Genomic DNA, 17,478 nt, shown 5'->3' with positions numbered 1-17,478 from the left:
CGCCGCGATCGTCCCGGCCGGCTCCGTCCGCTCGCTGGGTGTGGTGGAACCAGCGAGCGAATGGGGCGCGGCAAACGTCAGGCGGCCTTTGCTCAGGCGGCTTTGGCTTTCGCGACGTGGGTCGCGATCGCGTCCATCAGCGCCGGCGACAGGCAGTCATAGGGCTCAAGTCCAAGCTCCTTGAACCGAGCCCGTATTCCGCCCATCTGCTCCGGCTTCACGCCCGATTCGATCACCGACGAGACGAAGGCGGCGAATTGCGGCGCCTGCGAACCCTGCTCCTGGAACAGTTCGGGGTGAATGAAATCGAGGCCGTAGAACGGGTGACCCTTGTTCTCGATGCGGCCGTACATATGCGTACCGCAGGCCTTGCACGCGTAGCGCTGGATCGCCGCCGATGGATCGACGATCTGGAGCTTGTCGCCGTTCTCGAGCACGGTGACGTTCTGGCGGGGTACCACGGCGACGACGGAGAAATTAGCGCCCTGCGGTTTCCAGCACTTGGTGCAGCCACAGGCATGGTTATGCGCGACGTCGCCCTTGACGGCGACCTTGACCTGATGGTCGCTGCATTTGCATACGAGCGTGCCGCCGGCGAAGCTGCCGCTGCCCTGTTTGATGCCGTTATCGATCGAGGGATGGAGTGCAACAGTCATGGGTCGATCCTCCTTGGGGTGACGCTTTTCGAGCTAGAACACGACGACTGAACGGATCGATTTACCCTCATGCATCAGGTCGAAGCCTTTGTTGATGTCTTCGAGCTTGAGCGTGTGGGTAATCATCGGGTCGATCTGGATCTTTCCGTTCATGTACCAGTCGACGATCTTCGGCACGTCGGTGCGGCCCCGCGCGCCGCCGAAGGCGGTGCCGCGCCAGTTTCGCCCGGTGACGAGCTGGAACGGGCGGGTAGCGATCTCCTTGCCGGATTCGGCAACGCCGATGATGATCGAGGTGCCCCATCCACGATGGCAGGCCTCCAGCGCCTGGCGCATCACCGTGGTGTTGCCGGTGCAGTCGAAGGTGTAGTCGGCGCCGCCGTCGGTCAGGGTCACGAGATGTGGGACGATGTCGCCGGTGATCTTCTTGGGATTGACGAAATCGGTCATGCCGAACCGGCGTCCCCATTCCTCCTTGGAGTCGTTGATGTCGACGCCGATGATCTTGTCCGCGCCAGCCATCTTGGCGCCCTGGATCACGTTCAGGCCGATGCCGCCGAGCCCGAACACGACCACGTTGGAGCCCGGCTCGACCTTGGCGGTGTTGACGACGGCACCGACGCCGGTGGTGACGCCGCAGCCGATGTAGCAGCTCTTGTCGAACGGCGCGTCCTGGCGGATCTTGGCGACCGCGATCTCCGGCAGCACGGTGAAGTTCGAGAAGGTCGAGCAGCCCATATAGTGGTAGATCGGCTTGCCCTTGTAGGAGAAGCGGCTGGTACCGTCGGGCATCACGCCTTTGCCCTGCGTCGCGCGGATCGCGGTGCAGAGATTGGTCTTCTGGCTAAGGCAGCTTTTGCATTGCCGGCATTCCGGCGTGTAGAGCGGGATGACATGGTCGCCCGGCTTCACCGAGGTCACGCCAGGACCGATCTCGCGAATGATGCCCGCGCCCTCATGGCCCAGGATCGACGGGAAAATTCCCTCGCTGTCGAAGCCGTCGAGCGTGTAGGCGTCGGTATGGCAGATGCCCGTCGCCTTGACCTCGACCAGGACTTCGCCGACCTTCGGTCCTTCCAGATCGACTTCGACGATCTCGAGCGGCTTCTTGGCTTCGAAAGCGACGGCGGCACGTGTCTTCATCTTAAGCTCCTCAAATTCCAGCAGGGCGCCAAGAACCAGGTCCTGGTCGGGCTCCGCTCGTTCACTTCTTGCCCATGCACGAATCTTCGTTCTTGGTATAGGCGTCGTTCTTGTCCTCGTGCTTGCCGGGTCTTGTGCGGCCCCAGGCCTCGTTGGATCGGGCGCGCAGATAGACGTAGAGATCGTCCATGTAGCAGGCGACGTTCGGGTTATCGCCGAAAGCCGGCATCACGTTCTCTGCGGCAGTCGAGATGTTCTTGCGGCCGGAGGCGACGACGCCGAGAAAGTCGGCATAGCTCATCGTCTTCAGCGAATCCTTCAGCGCCGGGGCGTAGGTCGAGCCCATGCCATCCGGGCCGTGACACACATGGCAGTCCGAGTGATAGCGGCGGTATCCGGAATAGGTGTACCAGTCGACGGATCCGTCGGTGATCTTATAGGTTGGATTGCCTTCCTTGTCGGACCATTCGCCGGTTTCGTTCTGCTTGACGGCAGTCGGATCGCCTGAGCCGTCCGCGACGGCAATTCCCCCGGACGCGACCAAGAACATCGCAGCAATGGCAGAGCAGATTTTACGCAAGAGATTTTCCTCGGAAGGCATTCGGTGAGACGAGCCGGCGCGTGGAGTTGATCCACGCGCCGGAGCGATGCTGAGAGGCCTAGTTGGGCAGTGAGAACACGGTCAGCGTTCCGCCGAGTGCCGTGTAGTTGCTGAGCGCCGCGTAGCCACCGACTGCGCCGAGACCGGCGGTCGGATCGGTCAGGCCTGCCGCCAGACCGATACCGGCCCAGCCGCCCACGCCCGAGAGCACTGCGACATACTGCTTGCCGCCGTTCTCATAGGTGGTGACGTTGCCGATGATGCCGGAGGGAGTCTTGAACTTGTAGAGCTCCTTGCCGGTCTTGGCGTCGACTGCCTTCAGGTAGCCTTCGAGCGTTCCGTAGAACACCACGTTGCCTGCGGTTGCGAGCGCGCCCGACCAGACCGAGAACTGCTCCTTGTTCGACCAGACGATCTTGCCGGTCTTGCCGTCCCAGGCGATGAAGTTACCCATGTGGGTTTCACCCTGCGGCGGATACATCGAGAGCGTCGCGCCCACATAGGGCTGGCCCGCAGTGTAGCTCACCTTGAACGGTTCGTAGTCCATGCAGACGTGGTTGGTCGGAACGTAGAACAGCTGCGTGTCCGGCGAGTAGGCCGCCGGCTGCTCGTCCTTGGTGCCGAGCGCGGCCGGGCAGATGCCCTTCACGTTGTGGTCCTCGCCCGCCTTGTCGGTCGAAGCGGTGTCGAGCACCTTCGGGCGGCCGTAGGTGGCCGAGTTCTTGTCCATATCGACGCCGGAGGTCCAGTTCACCTTCGGATCGTACTTTTCGGCGACCAGGAGCTCACCGGTGGCACGATCGAGCGTGTAGCCGAGGCCGTTACGATCGAAGTGCGTCAGCAGCTTGCGCGGCTGGCCGTTGATGGCCTGGTCCGAGAGGATCATCTCGTTGACGCCGTCATAATCCCACTCGTCGTGGGGCGTCATCTGATAAACCCACTTGGCTTGGCCGGTGTCAGGGTTGCGAGCCCAGATCGTCATCGACCATTTGTTGTCGCCGGGACGCTGCTTCGGATTCCAGGTCGAGGGATTGCCCGATCCGTAGTAGACGAGGTTCAGCTCGGGATCGTAGGAGATCCAGCCCCAGGTGGCGCCGCCGCCGATCTTCCACTGATCGCCTTGCCAGGTCTTGAGGCTGGAGTCCTTGCCAATCGGCTTGCCGAGCGCGGTGGTCTTCTCTGCATCGACCAGGATTTGATCATCCGGTCCTTCGGAGTAGCCGCGCCAAGCCAGCTTGCCCGTCTTGATGTCGTAGGCGGTCATATGGGCTTGAACACCGAACTCGCCGCCGGAGATGCCGATCAGCACCTTGTCCTTGACGACCATGGGGGCCGAAGTACCGGTCTCGCCCTTGCTGGCGTCGCCGTTCTTCGCGGTCCATGCCACCTGACCGCTCTTGGCATCGAGCGCGACGAGCGTGGTGTCGGCCTGATGCAGGAAGATCTTGCCGTCGCCATAGGCCAAGCCGCGGTTGACCGTGTCGCAGCACATCACCGGGATCACATTCGGATCCTGCTTCGGCTCGTACTTCCAGACGATCTTGTTCTCGTTGGAAAGGTCAATAGCGTAGACCTTGTTCGGGAACGGCGTGTGGACGTACATCATGTTGCCGATGATCAGCGGGCCGCCTTCGTGGCCGCGCAGCACGCCGGTCGAGAAGGTCCAGGCGACCTGGAGCTTGCCTACGTTTTGTGCGTTGATCTGGTTCAGCTTGGAATAGCGGGTGTTGGCGTAGTCGCCCGTCGGCATCACCCAGTCTTTCGGGTTCTGCGACATCTTGAGCACTTCGTCGTTGGCCGACGCGCTGCCGACGGCGAGGGCCGCCGCGGAGCCAAGATAGGCCGCGAGTAGTACCTTGCGCATAGTCATTCCTCCATTGGTCTCGTTTATTGTTTCCGAAGCATTGCTTAATCGCCGGGCTTTTCGTCCGGCGTCTGCTCGTGCAGGGCGGTCACGATTGGGACCAGAAACGATGCTGTGGTGTTTCCTCCTCCTGATGAGAGCCACGGGTCCACGTGCGGAGCGGCCCGTTCTTGTTGTTCCTGATGCAATCCCTAACGACTTCGTTATCGGGAAACTTGCCCAAGAGAGAAGCTGGTTTGCTTGACAGCGCACGGCCGCGAAGATTTTGATTTTGCAGTAGCGAATTCAGCGGCTTCCGCAGCGCTTTGGGACCGTCTCCCACGCTTAGGTTCCCCTTGACGGCGCTGCAACTAAGGCGGAGGATTAACTTACAAGGGTGGCATTGGAACGACGGCGCTCGTTCTGGAAGATCGCTCAAAATCGAGGTAAACGTCACGCAATCACGGTTCAGGGCTCCGGCAGCGCGGCTCGCGATTCGCGTAAAATCTCCGGATCAAACCAGTGGCTGGATTAATGTCCGACACGATTCACACGCTCTCGACGACGGGCATGACGCCGAAACGTCAGATCCAAAGCTGGATCGACGGGCTGACGAGCCTGTGCGGGCATTTCGACGTCGATCCGCTCGAAGCGTCTTCGCTCGAAGGCCGCATCGACTACACCAGCGTCTCGCGCCTGAAGCTCTGCCAGATCGAGGTCAGCCAGCATCGGATTGCGCACACGCTGGCGCGCGCCAAGGCCAATGAACACCCGTATATCAAGATCCACTTCCAGACTTACGGTGTGTCCTATTTCGAGCAGGAAGGCCGCCACATCGAGCTGAACCCGGGCGACATCATCGCCTATGACGTCTCCTGTCCGCATTCGATCATCAGCCCCGCTTTCACGCGCCACGACGTGGTGATCGTGCCGAAGGCGCTGCTGCGCGACCGCGGATTCCCGTCGCAGCGAATGCCCGCCTGCAAATTGACCTCACGCACCGGGACGGGGCGGATCGCCCATGATTTCGTCCATGCGACCTTCGACGAGGCGGCGAAGCTGTCGGCGAACAGTGCGGTCGGCGTCGCCGATTCGCTGATCGATCTCTTGCTGCTGCCGCTGCGCGAGGCCGACACGATGCTCGATCGCGTCGGGCCCGAAGCGACCTATGTGCGCGCGCAGTTCTTCATCCGCGAGCATTTGCGCGATCCGGATCTGTGCATCGACCAGATTTCAGGCGAGCTCGGCTGCTCCAAGCGTTATCTGCACATGCTGTTCTCGGAGCGCGGCACCACGGTGAGCGACTACATCTGGCAGGCGCGTCTTCAGAATTGCCGCCAGGAGCTCGAGGCCCACGCCGGCAAGACCATCACCGACGTCGCATTCTCCTGGGGCTTCTCCAGCTCATCGCATTTCAGCCGGGTGTTCCGGAAATATTTCGGCGTGGTGCCGTCCTCGATCCACAAGGCGCAACAGGGCGCGGTTGCGGCGGACGAGCACTAGGCAAACGCCAGGTTCGGCGTCGACGACAGCGGTTGCCCCTCACGCGCCCGCGATGTCTCTCACGCCGATATGGCGATGTAGGGAATGCTTATCAGGAGAGCGGCGAGCAGCACCGCGTTGCCCAGCATCCCGCTCCAATGCAGCCGGCGCAGCCGACGCGGGGCCTCGGCATCGCCGGCGTCCGTGGCGCTGAGCTGCTCGTCCATCCGCTGCATGAACCCGCGGCGTCCGTAGATCGCCAAGGCTGCAAGGAGGCCGACGCCCATCGCTGCGACCAGACGACCGTCGAGCAGGAAAGCTACTGCTCCGATAATTCCGGCAACGCGCATCACCAGAAAATGGGCATTGAACATTCCGCGCAAAAGCTGGGCGACGGGCTGGATATCCAGCTTCACCAGCAGGAAGGCCGGAGACGCCAGCGTGAAATAGCCCATCGGAAAGAGCAGGATGATCATGACGGCTACGGCGACGCCATCCGGTGTCATGGGATCGGCCTTTCTGGTCCGCGCCGGCGAGACCTTTCCGCCGGCATCGCACAATCATAGCGGGAAAATGCGTTTCCGGCACTAGGCTTTGGTCGGATGCTGCGCCGCGAAGGGGCGTCTTGTCTCCCGGTTCAGGAGGGCTCCAGGCCGAGCGACCGCGCGCTCTCGATCCAGATCGGCAGCTCGCGCTGATATAGGGCGTTGGTGTCCTTGAAGCCGATCGCGGGTTCGAGCACGAACGTGTTGAGAACCTCCTTCACCTTCGGGTCGTTGTTGGCAGCGACGCAAAGCTCCGCCAAGCGGTCGACGACCGGTTGCGGTGTAGCCTTCGGCACGGCCCAGCCGGAGAAGCCGCTAACGGTGAAGAATTTCGACGTCGCGCCCTGCTCGGGGAGGGTCTTGATATCGGGGATGGCGTCGACCTTCTTCGAATGCACCGCGAACACGGTGCCACGGTCGCTCTGCAAAACCGACTGCGCTGCCGTGTAGCTGCCCATGGCCACATCGAGCGTACCTTCCAGCATGCCCGTCCACATCGGGGCTTCGCCGCGATAGTGGATCGGCTCGATGGCAAGGCCATACTGTTTGTTGAGCTCGTGGACCGTCATATGCGGAGCCGAGCCCGCACTATAGGTGCCGAAGTTGACCTTGCCGCTTTTGCGCGCGAAGGCGACGAAATCCTCCAACGTCTTGACGCCGGTTTTCGGGTTCGCCACCAGCAACAGGCCGGCGCCCGGAATGACGCTGACGAGCGTCAAATCCTTGTCCATGTCGTAGCCGGGAGTCTTCATCACCACCCGGTTCATGATGTAGGTGGTCGAGATCGAGCACAGGATGGTGTGGCCGTCGGGCTCCGCGCGGGCGACCTCCGCCGTCCCGATCGCGCCCGCGGCACCGGGCTTGTTCTCGACGACGACGGTCTTTCCAACCTGCTTGGCAATGAATTCACCATAGGCGCGCGCGAGCAGATCGGTCTGTCCGCCGGCGGGATAGCTGCAAATCATGCGGATCTGCCGCGATGGCCACGCAGCCTGCGCCGAGGCGCCGCGCGAGACGAAAGGCATCACGAGTGTGGTGGTGCCGGCGGCGATGAAGTGGCGGCGATCGAGTTTTGCGGACATGATTCTCTCCCGGGTTGTCGGCGACGGTACTGCATCGGGTCGCCTCTGCCATGGGTGGCAGGCGAGACAGATTGGCGCATTCGAAGGGCCGCGCTGTGCCTATTCGGGCGTCATCCGGACAATCGCACTTTTCGCATGACACGCAGCCAGGCGATTTCGGTCAGGGCTACCGCAAGCAAGCCAAAGCGGCCACCGATCAGCACGTTGACGATGCGCTCCTCCGCGATGCCGCTGGCGCTGCCGGCGAAGGAAGCGGCCAGCGCGATGAAGAAGCAGCGCAGGCCGAAGCCGACGATGTAGCGGGAGAACGCGATCAGCGTGAGGGTGGCCGCGAGAACCGCGAGCGCATAGCCGACCCGGCTTTGCGGCCGAGGAAACCGAGCGGCGCGCCGGCGACGGCGCCGATCGCCCGCTGTTTCAGCTTGCCGGTCGAAGCGGCGAGATCGCCGACCACGACGCTTGCGGCCGACCACATCACCCATTGGCCCTGCGCGAGATCGAGGATCTCGACCAGCGCCGCCGCAGCGAACACTGCAAGGGCGGTTGCCGCCGCGGGCACAAACCACTCGGCCGCGGGCGCTCCGAACGAGGTCGCGGCATCGCCGCACCGTCGCTGGTCGTAAATCCGGATGGCGCAGACCAGAGCCAGCGCGATCGGAGAGGACACGATGATCATGCCGGCATGGCGCAAGGGCTTCCGAGGCGCTCACGCCCTCCCGCACCTCGCAGGCGAGATACACGGCGGGGATGAACACCCAATTTCCGAGCGTGCGGAAATGTTCGCCATGGCGTGTCACCGCGACCGCAAGGAATCCGGCGAGCGCCGTCAGCACTGCGAATAGCGGCTTGATCGGGGCGGCAAGGAAGAGCGCGGCAAAAGTGAGGAGGATGGCAATGTAGTGCCATACGATAACCTTCGGCGGCAGGTGCAGCCGTAGCGCCGGAATGAGCAGCGAGACCGCGACCAACCCGAGATTCAGCAGCGCCGTCTCGCGCGCGACGAAATAGGCGGCGACCATCGGGCCGACGACGATCAGCGCCCGCACTAGCTCGCCGGTCTTGATTTCGCGCGAGAGGAGATCGCGCAGGCTTCCTGCGGAAGGATTCACGATGCCACCAGATGGCCGAATGAAAACGGCGGCATCATAGGGTGCAGAATGTCGCCGAGCCAGCCATGGTTGTAGCGGGCCCATCGCCGAGCACTTTATCCGTCATTCCGGGAGCCGGACGCTCCGGTCAACGCTGAATGATCTTCATCCAGACGTCGCCGAGGATCGCAGGCTCACGCGGCGGCAGATAGGTCAGCTCCGCCTGTGTGCCGAATTCGGCGATCTTGCCCTCGGCAGCAAGTCCGGTGAGCGCCTTGTTGACGGCGTCGATCAGCGTGGGATCGCTGGCCAGCCCGACATAGCCGCGATTGGCCCCGATCGGATAGTAGTAGCCGGACGCGGTGATCGCCGTATCGGGGTGCGCGGCGCGATGGGCGTCGAGGCGGCCCAGGTCGATCAGCGTCGCGTCATAGTCGCCACGGGCAAGTGCGCCGAGAAGATCATCGCGGCCGGGGACGAGATGCGTGATGTCGTCGATCAGGCGCCCCTTGTCGAAGGTCATGAGGATCGCATCGCCGAGCGAGCCGCTCTCGATAACCAGGCGCAGGCCGGCGAGGTCGCCGATGTCGCCGATCTTGCGACCCCGCGCCTTGGGTCCGAGCACGACTGTCATCGGCGAGTAGACATAAGGCTGGCTCGGCGCGAGCACGCCGAGCGCGACGCGGCGGCGCCGGTCGTCGCGCGTGGCGCCGGCAAAATCCGGCAGGCGCGCCGTTTTCATGCCGGGCTTGACGAGGGAGTCCGTCGTCAGCGCGTAGCCGCCGACGAGCGAGCAGCGCCCGTCGGACAGCAGCGCATTGGCCTCGAGCTGCGGGCTCGAATCCTCGTCCAGCTTGCTCTCGAACCACTGGATCGTCAGCGGTCGTCCGAGCCGGTCGGCGATCGCCTCCGCCAGCAGCACGTCGAAACCCGAGTCCGGCTTGCCCTTGTGGTGCACCGACAGCGGTGGCCGGTCCTCGTCGAGGCAAATCTTGAGCGGATCGTCGGCCGCGCGTGCAGCCGCGGCCGCCGCCGCGAGGATCGCGGCAATGCTCCAAGCGGCCAGCCAGCGCCTCATGGTTTTCTCCGGCTCGAGATGAAGGCCCAGAGATTCCCGATCTCCTCGTCGCTGAGAATGTCGGCCCAGGGCGGCATCTTGTTGTTCTTGCCGTTCTTCACGGTGGTGACGAAGCGCGTCTTGTCGTCGGGGAAGGCGCGCAGGTCCGGCGTGATGGTGCCGGGGTTCATCATGTTGGGGCCGTGGCAGTGCGAGCATTTCTCGGCATAGGTCGACTTGCCGTGGTCGATCTGTGCCTGCACGGGATTGCCGGTTGAATCATCCGCGGCACGAACCGTCGCCGCAAGCGCGACCGTCAGCACCGCGACGGTGGCAAGGATCGCCACCGTCCTGTACGTCACCTCTTTCAGCATCGTGCCGTGGCTACTGCTTGACCGCAAAAACCCACAGCGAGCCCCCAGCCGGTACCGTGGCAAGCCGCTCGTCACCGGAGAAGATCGAGTAGACGCCGCCATAGCCGCTCGTCACGGCGACATACTGCACGCCGTCCTGCTGCCAGGTCACCGGTTGTCCCTCGATGCCCGAGCCGGTCTGGAACTGCCAGAGCTTCTTGCCGGTGTCGGCATCGAAGGCCTCGAACTCGCCGGTCAGCGCGCCCGAGAACACGACGCCGCCCGCGGTCGACAGCACGCCCGAGAAGCGCGGGATGTCGCTGGGCGCTTCCCACTTGGCCTTCCCGGTCATGGGGTCGATCGCCTTCAGATGCCCGCGCGGACCATCACCCCATTCCCAGAGGTCGGTGAGGTCCATGCCGAGATACCATTCACCCTGCTTGAAGGTGACGGGCTCGGTCTTGTAGTGCCCGCCGAAGGCGAGCGTGTTGGCGTAGGCGAGCCCGGTTTGCGGGTTGAAGGACATCGGCTCCCAGTTCTTGCCTCCAAGCAGCGACGGAAAGACAACGACCTTCTTGCCCTCGCGCGCGTCCTTGCTGACATCGGTCTCGATCGGCCGGCCCGTCTTCATGTCGATTCCCGTCGCCCAGTTGACCTTCACGTAAGGATTGGCCGCAAGCAGCTTTCCGTTGGTGCGGTCGAGCACGTAGAAGAAGCCGTTGCGGTTGGCGTCCATCAACACCTTGGTCGGCTTGCCCTCGACGTTCATGTCGGCGAGGACCATCTCGGCCACGCTGTCATAGTCGAACGGATTGTTCGGCGAGAACTGGTAGTGCCACTTGATCTTGCCGGTTTTGGGATCCATCGCCAGCACGGAGCAGGTGTAGAGGTTATCGCCCGGGCGTACCGCAGAGTTGAACGGTCCGGGATTGCCGATACCCCAATAGACCGTGTTGAGCTCGGGATCATAGGAGCCCGTGATCCAGGTCGAGCCGCCGCCGAGCTTCCAGGTATCGCCCTTCCAGGTGTCGCCGCCGGGCTCGTCCGGGGAGGGGATCGAATGGGTGCGCCACAGGTGCTTGCCCGTTGCCGGATCCCAGCCGTCGATGAAGCCGCGGGTGCCGAACTCTGCGCCGGAGATGCCGGTGATCACGACGCCGTCGGCGACCAGCGGCGCCACCGTCATCGAATAGCCTTCCTTGATATCGGCAGCCTTCTGCCGCCACAGCTCCTTGCCGTCCTTGGCGTCGAGCGCGATCACGTTGGCGTCGAGCGTGGTGCGGAACACCTTGCCGTCATAGAGTGCGGCGCCGCGATTGATAATGCCGCAGCAGACGATGCGCGGCGTTTCGGCAGGATACTCGACCTTGGATTTCCAGATCTGCTTGCCGGTCTTGGCGTCGACCGCCATCGTCGCGTTGTGCGACGTCACATAGATCACGCCCTGGTACACTAGCGGCTGCGATTCCTCGCTGCGATCGTCGTTGAAAGAGTAGTTCCAGACCGGGACAAGGTTCTTGACGCTGTCCTTGTTGATTTGGTTCAGCGTCGAGAAACGCTGGAGATTGTAGCCCATTCCGTAATTGAGAACGTTCGATGTATCGGTCGCACCCTTGACCAGCTGCTCGCTGGTTTGTGCATTTGCACAAGTCGATGCAAGCATGACGAGGCTCGCGGCCATCGCAAAGCGTTTCATCCGTTCCTCCCAATATGCGCGCCTATTGACGCTGCGGCAGCAACACTCCGCCCGAATGCAAAACGCGTCAATACGAAAGTCGTAGTTGCGACGCCGATCTGGTGGGCGGCCGGAAGCCGGTCACCTGACGGAGAGCTGACAAGCAACTCTCACTTGTGCGCACGCGCTGAAGAAATTCCGCGGCATGGAGCAGGGCGCGTGCGCCACGGCAATGGTCGGGCCGACGGGTTCCGCAAGTTGTACGGGCGTAGCCTGCAATTCGGGGCTTGAACCGAGGCTCGCTTGTGGACTTATGTCGTTTCGATCCGGCTCGAATCGGAGCTCTTGGTCTGGGAGGTTTTCATGATATCGCGTCGCTCTGTTGCACTTGCGCTCACGATTGCACTGATGTCCGGTCCGGCATGGTCGGCCTCCGGCAACGCGGTCAAGACGTTCGATACCGACAATGACGGCACGCTCGACCTTGCCGAGGTGAAGAAGGCGGCGACCGCGTTGTTCGCCAAGCTCGATCCCGATCATGACGGCACGCTTGACGCCCGCGAGTTGCGCGGACGGTTAACGGCGAAAGAACTCGCCGCCGCCGATCCCGATCGCGACGGGACTCTCACGCTCGACGAATATCTCTCCGTGGTGGAGCAGCGCTTCAACGCGGCGAATCCCGACAAGGATGGAACGCTGGATGCCAAGGAGCTGAACTCGCGCGCCGGCCGCGCGCTGCTGCGCTTGTTGCAGTGAGCGCCGCGCCGCTTGACTGGGAGCGAAGGCGAGTTGCCCGAGAGAGAAGTTTGCAAGCGCGATGCGACAGTTCGCTGTGTCGACGGCGCGATTCCCGACTTGCGCTGTGCCTGACGCAGCCCTAGGTTTTGGCCGGCGCGATGTCGCGCTCAATCCCTTGGGAGTCCCCGAATGGCCTGGAAAGCTCCGAAGATCGTGGAAGTGTCGGTCGGCATGGAAATCAACATGTACGCCTGCGCTTTGCGCAAGTAGGACCACAAGTAAGACTGCAAGTAAGACTTGCGACCTGCCGCGGCTTCGATGGCAACTACCATCGAAGCCGTGGTAGTGTCGGGGATGCGCGCGAGAGCCCTTACATTCTGGACCATAGCCGCCTGCACCGTCGCGCTCGCGCCGGCATGCGTCAGCGCCGAAGAGGGCTTTGATACCGAGCACATCTTCGGCTTCATGATCGGCACCGATGTCGGCAATCCCGGCGAGCGCGAATTCCAGACCCAGACGACAGGACGATTCGGCAAAGGCGGCGGGACCTATCGCGCCCTGTCGCAGGAGGTCGAGATAGAGATCGTGCCGCTGCCGAACTTCCGCATCGAGGTCGGCGGCACCGCCACGCTGCACGACATCACCGGCGTCCCCGATATCGGCGACCGCCGCCAGTTCAATTTCCAGGGCGCTTCGCTTGACGTGCGCTATCGCCTGCTCGATCGCGAGCGCGCGCCATTCGGGTTGACTGTCGCCGCCGAACTCCATGGCGATCGCATCGACGAGACTTCCGGCGCAAAAGGGCGGATGTACGGTACCGATTTCACGCTCGCCTTCGATCGCGAGCTGATCCCGAACTTCGCCATCGGCGCGCTCAACCTGATCTATCAACCCGAATGGGCGCGTTTCGAAATGGCGGGACTGTCCGAAAAGAGTTCGACCATCGGCGCGGCCTTCGCCGGCCTCGTCCGCGTGCGGCCCGATGTGCTGCTCGGCGGCGAGGTGCGCTACTTCCGGCAGTACGAAGGCATCGGCCTCGACGAGTTCGCAGGACAGGCCCTCTTTGTCGGTCCGACTGCTTATTTCCAGCTTTCCGATCGCTCGCGCCTGACCATGAGCTGGAGCATGCAGGCCTGGGGCCGTCCGGCCGGATCGGGCGGCAATCTCGACCTCGTCAATTTCGAGCGCCACCAGGCGAGGCTGGTGTTTGGAGTTAATTTCTAGCGCTCGCGCCCCGGTTGCGGGGAGAGGCGATGGGGCAATTCCCGCTCGATTTCGCGTGGCGGGATTGAAACTTCCGGCTCCTCGGAGCGTAGCCTTTTGTGCTATTCTTCATCGGCTCTGCGAGGATCCCGGCATGAACCCGATCGACCTGGTGGTGACTGTGTGTGCGTTGCTCTCGCCTGCGACCTGCGAGGAGCAGCATCTGGTGTTCAACTATGCGGGGTCGCCGACGCAATGCGCGATGGCTGCGCCGCCCTATATCGCGCAATGGGTTGGCGACCATCCGAAGTGGCAAGCGGTGCGGTGGCGCTGCGAATATCCGCACCCGAACGATAAGGCGTGAAGAGCTGCGCCGCCTTCCCGGTCGCGACTGGCTTAGGTCCTCATCCTGATGAGCTTGCGAAGCAGGCGTCTCGAAGGATGGCCGCAGGTGACAGACGGGCCTGCATGGTTCGAGACGCGCGTTCCGCGCTCCTCACCATGAGGCGAAACGCTCGTAACGCAGCCCGCGTTATTTGCTGCAGTCCTTCAGATCCTTGTCGGCGATCGAGAACACCGCATCCGCCTTGATCTCGATGTCGCGCACGATGCACTGCCGTGCATTGGGATAGCTGACCTTGGCATCGTAGCGGCCGGGCTCGACGCCGGTGATGCGCAGCCGCTCGTCGTGATCGACCTCCTTGTCCTTGTCGTTCAAGCACTGGTTCGGCCCCCACTCGGTCTTCCCGGCCGGCGAGAGCTGGAAACCGGAGATCGTCTCCGTCGTCAGATTCCAGAGCCGGATACCCTTGCCTTTGGCCTGCGCGAGCGCCGCGCCGGGCATCGCAACCAACAGGATGCCGATCGCAATCAGCGTACGCCGCATGATGACCCTCCCGCGAAGATGTCGTTGATCCAATTGACCATGAGTTCTCATTTCGATTCAAGCTGCAACGCGGCGAGCTCGGCCCTGATCTTGCCGAGCTCGGCCTCGCTGCGCTCCGCGCGCGGGATGGCAATCGGCACCTCGCGCACGATGCGCGCCGGTCGCGGCGATAGCAAGAACAGGCGGTCGCCGAGCCGGATCGCATCATCCAGGCTGTGGGTGACGAGCAACGTCATCACCGGACGGCGCGCCACCAGCGTCGCGATCTCGTCGCGCAAACGGCCGGCGAGTGCGTCGTCGAGCGAGGCGAGGGGCTCGTCGAGCACGAGCAGGTCAGGCTCCACCGCAAAGGCGCGGGCGAGCGCGACGCGCCGGGCGAGGCCCAGTGACAATTCGCCTGGAAAATGACTGCGATGCGCGTCCAGCTCCAGGATCCTGAACAGCTCGGCGAGCTTGGCGTCGGTCACATCGGGTGCCGCAAGCCGTACATTCTGCTCGACCGAGCGCCATGGCAGCAGCCGCGGCTCCTGGAAAACCATGCCGATCCGCGCTTCCGGCGGGCGCGAGACGTGCCCCTCGAAATCGCGGTCGAGCCCGAGGATGATGCGCAGCATCGTGCTCTTGCCGCAGCCGGAGGGACCGATCAGCACGCCGACCTCGCCGGATTGAAGCGCGAATCTGACCGGCGCGAGCACCTCCTGCGTCCCGCCCGCGGCACTCTTGAAGCTCTTGCCTGTGATATCGACCTCAAGCCGCACGGGGTCGCCATCGTGTTGCGCGGGCTTCGAACGGTTGCACCAGCGCGGTCTCGATCACGAGCACGACGGCGGCGAAGGTCAGCGAATAGGCCAGCAGCCGCGGCGTGTCGAACAGCTGGAAAGCGACGCCGATCTCGAAGCCGACGCCGTTCGGCCGGCCCAGGAGTTCGGCGACCAGCACGATCTTCCACACCAGCGACAATCCGGAGCGGGCTGAGGCTGCGATATAGGGTGCCAGTTGCGGCAGCACGACGTGGCGGAACGCGCGCCAGCGCGGCATCGCGAACACGCTCGCCATCTCGTCGAGCGAGCGGTCGAGCGCGCGTGCGCCCTCGCGCAGGGTGACGATGGCGGTCGGCAGCTTGTTGATCGCGATCGCCGCGATCGCTGCGGCCTCGGTGAGGCCGGCCCAGATATAGGCCAGCACGATCACGACCAGCGCGGGCAGGTTCAGGAGCAGGATCAACCAGGGATCGCCGAGCCGGTCGGCGAGCTTCACCCGTCCCATCAGATAGCCGATGGCGCTGCCGAGCGACATCGCCAGCAAGAAGGCGAGGCTCACGCGGGCGAGCGTGGCGCCGAGATGCAGGAACAGCGCGCCGCTCGATGCTTCCGCGATGACGACGTCGAGCACGGCGGACGGAGAGGGCAGCTTTGCGGCGCCGACGAACAGGGCGGCTGTCCACCAGATCGCGAGCAACAGGACAAACGACAGAAGACGCAGCACCTCAGTCTCCGGCAACTGCGTGATAGAACGTGCCGGGATCGAGCTCGGCAGCGGGGCCCACGAGGTCGCGTCCGCCGGTCTCGGCCAGCACGCGATAGAGCACGCGCGCGTCCTGTTCTTCGTCATCGATGCTCCGGCGCGGAATGCCGTCGCGATATCGCTCGCGATAGGTCTTCAGCAGGGTGGCATCGCTCGTGCCGGTGAGCGGTGCGATCTTGTCCCAGGCTGCATCCGAGGTCACCAGCAGCTGCTTGGCCTTGCGGGTCATCGCGATGAAGCGCGCCACCGCATCGCGATGACCTGCCGCCCAGCTTTCGTCGAAGACATAGCCGACTGCGGAGACCGCGCCCTTGGCGCCGAGTTTTGGCAATATGTCCTCGATGCCGGTGAGGCGTCTAAAGCCCTTGGCCTCCAGCTGTGCACAGAAATTCCAGAAGTTGAGGCTCGCATCCATCTCGCCGTCGAGCGCCTTGGCGGCGATCAGAGGCGGAGCACCATAGACGATGGTCGCCTCCGATTTCAGGTCGATGCCGTCCTGCTTCATGCGCGCCTGGAGCAGCTGCCAGCTCTTGTCGATGGGACCGCCGCCGACCGCCAGCTTGCGGCCCTTCAAATCAGCCAGCGACTTGATCGGCGAGGCGGCCGGCACCATCACCGCGCCGAGCGCGCTGGAATAGGGATAGAAGGTGAGCTTGGCGCCGAGCGTGCGCTCGCGCGACACCCACAGCCAGTCGGACAGGATGATGTCGGCATTGCCAGCGCGCAGGGCGATCTTGCCGGCCTCGGGGCTCGCAAGCTCGGTGACGTCGAGCGACAGGTCGGCCTCCTTGTCGAGGCCGCCGGCGCGGATCGCGGCCAGCTCCCAGGAGAATGTTCCGGTCTTCTGCACCGCAAGGCGAATCGTATCCGCGGCGCGGCCGGGCCCGGCTAGTGTCAGCGCCAGCGTCGTCGCGAGCGCCAATGATCGACCAAATGCTCTCATCACCTTGTGAGCCGTTTCCTCTGGTAGGGTGCTTTTCAGGACAATACGCATAGCATAGCTTCCGTCGCAACCAGCGGGAGGACGCTCATGAATCTGGCCGGACAGCTACGACCGATTGTCGCCGCATTGGCGGTGTGGGCTGCGACCGCGCTCGGTGCACAGGCTGAAGAGGCCAATGATTATCCGACGTCGGCGCGTGCCGAGTATGTCTATGGCTGCATGAAGGCCAATGGCGAGAGCCGGCAGGCAATCGAACAATGTTCCTGCTCGATCGACGTGGTGGCCTCGATCGTGTCCTATGAGCGCTACGTCACCGCCGAAACCGCGCTCAGTATGTCCCAGGTCCGCGGCAATCTCGGCGTCCAGTTCCGCACCTCGGAGCAGGCGAACTCGGCCGTGAATGATTTGCGGCGAGCACAGGCGGAAGCCGAGGTGAGGTGTTTCTAACACTTTCTTCCTTCTCCCCTTGTGGGCCTGTTGCGTAATCCGTCAATTGTGATTCTCTAAGGCAAAGCCTTGGAGGAATGACGATGGCGGTGAAGCAGACGGGGCAGCCGAGTTTTATTGAGGCTTGGCTCCCGAAGGGAGCAGGTGCCAATGCAGCGCTGGATCGGCTGTCGGGGTTAGTCAAGTGGTACCGGTTCGAGAAGCTGATCGGC

The 17,478-nt window shown here is 63.4% G+C and carries 20 protein-coding genes; 6 read left to right on the top strand and 14 right to left on the bottom strand.

Features of this window, described 5'->3' with window-relative positions; genetic code table 11:
• Window positions 1–92: 92 nt before the first annotated feature.
• The 4 genes from gfa to xoxF5 all read right to left on the bottom strand — a co-directional run bounded on the left by gfa (window position 93) and on the right by xoxF5 (window position 4,264).
• Entirely contained in the window at window positions 93–656 is a 564-nt protein-coding gene (gene gfa / locus ABIB90_RS19270) for an S-(hydroxymethyl)glutathione synthase (RefSeq protein WP_354201188.1), read from the bottom strand.
• 33 nt (window positions 657–689) lie between these two features.
• Entirely contained in the window at window positions 690–1,799 is a 1,110-nt protein-coding gene (locus ABIB90_RS19265; protein ID WP_354170556.1) for an S-(hydroxymethyl)glutathione dehydrogenase/class III alcohol dehydrogenase, read from the bottom strand.
• A 61-nt stretch (window positions 1,800–1,860) separates the two neighbouring features.
• Entirely contained in the window at window positions 1,861–2,349 is a 489-nt protein-coding gene (locus ABIB90_RS19260; RefSeq protein ID WP_007601366.1) for a c-type cytochrome, methanol metabolism-related, read from the bottom strand.
• 109 nt (window positions 2,350–2,458) lie between these two features.
• Window positions 2,459–4,264, bottom strand: coding sequence for a lanthanide-dependent methanol dehydrogenase XoxF5 (gene xoxF5 / locus ABIB90_RS19255; protein ID WP_007601367.1), 1,806 nt, complete (start codon window positions 4,262–4,264; stop codon window positions 2,459–2,461).
• A gap of 513 nt (window positions 4,265–4,777) precedes the next feature.
• Here xoxF5 and ABIB90_RS19250 point away from each other — a divergent pair.
• Window positions 4,778–5,746 (top strand): helix-turn-helix domain-containing protein, encoded by a 969-nt coding sequence (locus tag ABIB90_RS19250; RefSeq protein WP_007601369.1) that lies wholly within the window; start codon window positions 4,778–4,780, stop codon window positions 5,744–5,746.
• A 59-nt stretch (window positions 5,747–5,805) separates the two neighbouring features.
• Here the strand turns inward: ABIB90_RS19250 and ABIB90_RS19245 are convergent, their stop codons facing one another.
• From ABIB90_RS19245 to ABIB90_RS19215, 6 genes are all read right to left on the bottom strand, one after another.
• Window positions 5,806–6,231: a hypothetical protein gene (locus tag ABIB90_RS19245; RefSeq protein WP_007601372.1), complete on the bottom strand. Its 426-nt coding sequence runs from the start codon at window positions 6,229–6,231 to the stop codon at window positions 5,806–5,808.
• A 131-nt stretch (window positions 6,232–6,362) separates the two neighbouring features.
• On the bottom strand, window positions 6,363–7,352 hold the full coding sequence (locus ABIB90_RS19240) for a Bug family tripartite tricarboxylate transporter substrate binding protein (RefSeq protein WP_007601374.1): 990 nt from the start codon (window positions 7,350–7,352) through the stop codon (window positions 6,363–6,365).
• 110 nt (window positions 7,353–7,462) lie between these two features.
• On the bottom strand, window positions 7,463–8,398 hold the full coding sequence (locus ABIB90_RS41635; protein ID WP_502918241.1) for an FUSC family protein: 936 nt from the start codon (window positions 8,396–8,398) through the stop codon (window positions 7,463–7,465).
• Window positions 8,399–8,588: 190 nt separating this feature from the next.
• On the bottom strand, window positions 8,589–9,518 hold the full coding sequence (locus tag ABIB90_RS19225; protein ID WP_354201186.1) for a substrate-binding periplasmic protein: 930 nt from the start codon (window positions 9,516–9,518) through the stop codon (window positions 8,589–8,591).
• Entirely contained in the window at window positions 9,515–9,871 is a 357-nt protein-coding gene (locus ABIB90_RS19220) for a c-type cytochrome (RefSeq protein WP_247475188.1), read from the bottom strand. The genes ABIB90_RS19225 and ABIB90_RS19220 overlap by 4 nt, the downstream gene beginning before the upstream one ends.
• Before the next feature lie 10 nt (window positions 9,872–9,881).
• Window positions 9,882–11,546, bottom strand: coding sequence for a methanol/ethanol family PQQ-dependent dehydrogenase (locus tag ABIB90_RS19215; protein ID WP_354170565.1), 1,665 nt, complete (start codon window positions 11,544–11,546; stop codon window positions 9,882–9,884).
• 342 nt (window positions 11,547–11,888) lie between these two features.
• Between ABIB90_RS19215 and lanM the strand changes: the two genes are divergently transcribed.
• The 4 genes from lanM to ABIB90_RS19195 all read left to right on the top strand — a co-directional run bounded on the left by lanM (window position 11,889) and on the right by ABIB90_RS19195 (window position 13,830).
• Window positions 11,889–12,281 carry a lanmodulin LanM gene (lanM, locus tag ABIB90_RS19210; RefSeq protein WP_007601381.1) on the top strand — a complete coding sequence of 131 codons (393 nt, stop codon included), beginning with the start codon at window positions 11,889–11,891 and terminating at the stop codon, window positions 12,279–12,281.
• 171 nt (window positions 12,282–12,452) lie between these two features.
• Window positions 12,453–12,533, top strand: a complete 81-nt coding sequence (gene pqqA, locus ABIB90_RS19205; protein WP_035994375.1) for a pyrroloquinoline quinone precursor peptide PqqA — start codon at window positions 12,453–12,455, stop codon at window positions 12,531–12,533.
• Between the two features lie 48 nt (window positions 12,534–12,581).
• A complete protein-coding gene (locus ABIB90_RS19200; RefSeq protein WP_354201185.1) occupies window positions 12,582–13,487 on the top strand; it encodes a DUF6662 family protein in 906 nt (301 codons plus the stop codon).
• A 133-nt stretch (window positions 13,488–13,620) separates the two neighbouring features.
• Window positions 13,621–13,830: a hypothetical protein gene (locus ABIB90_RS19195; RefSeq protein ID WP_007601386.1), complete on the top strand. Its 210-nt coding sequence runs from the start codon at window positions 13,621–13,623 to the stop codon at window positions 13,828–13,830.
• A 168-nt stretch (window positions 13,831–13,998) separates the two neighbouring features.
• Here the strand turns inward: ABIB90_RS19195 and ABIB90_RS19190 are convergent, their stop codons facing one another.
• Genes ABIB90_RS19190 through ABIB90_RS19175 form a run of 4 tightly spaced genes read right to left on the bottom strand, consistent with a single transcriptional unit; the run spans window position 13,999 to window position 16,819 of the window.
• Window positions 13,999–14,352: a hypothetical protein gene (locus tag ABIB90_RS19190; RefSeq protein WP_027566546.1), complete on the bottom strand. Its 354-nt coding sequence runs from the start codon at window positions 14,350–14,352 to the stop codon at window positions 13,999–14,001.
• Window positions 14,353–14,399: 47 nt separating this feature from the next.
• Window positions 14,400–15,110 (bottom strand): ABC transporter ATP-binding protein, encoded by a 711-nt coding sequence (locus ABIB90_RS19185; protein ID WP_007601388.1) that lies wholly within the window; start codon window positions 15,108–15,110, stop codon window positions 14,400–14,402.
• The gene (locus ABIB90_RS19180; protein WP_354201184.1) at window positions 15,100–15,837 is read right to left on the bottom strand and encodes an ABC transporter permease; all 738 of its coding nucleotides are present in this window, start codon (window positions 15,835–15,837) and stop codon (window positions 15,100–15,102) included. Before ABIB90_RS19180 ends, ABIB90_RS19185 begins: the two co-directional genes overlap by 11 nt.
• A 1-nt stretch (window position 15,838) precedes the next feature.
• On the bottom strand, window positions 15,839–16,819 hold the full coding sequence (locus ABIB90_RS19175; RefSeq protein ID WP_354170570.1) for an ABC transporter substrate-binding protein: 981 nt from the start codon (window positions 16,817–16,819) through the stop codon (window positions 15,839–15,841).
• A gap of 87 nt (window positions 16,820–16,906) precedes the next feature.
• On the opposite strand from ABIB90_RS19175, the gene ABIB90_RS19170 reads away from it, so the two are divergent.
• Window positions 16,907–17,266, top strand: a complete 360-nt coding sequence (locus ABIB90_RS19170; protein ID WP_354170572.1) for a hypothetical protein — start codon at window positions 16,907–16,909, stop codon at window positions 17,264–17,266.
• The last annotated feature ends 212 nt before the right edge of the window (window positions 17,267–17,478 follow it).

The sequence above is a fragment of the Bradyrhizobium sp. JR4.1 genome, from assembly GCF_040548605.1.
Classification (GTDB): domain Bacteria; phylum Pseudomonadota; class Alphaproteobacteria; order Rhizobiales; family Xanthobacteraceae; genus Bradyrhizobium; species Bradyrhizobium canariense.
Note: the sequence above shows the minus strand (reverse complement) of the source record. Positions and strands in the feature narration are given on the sequence as shown.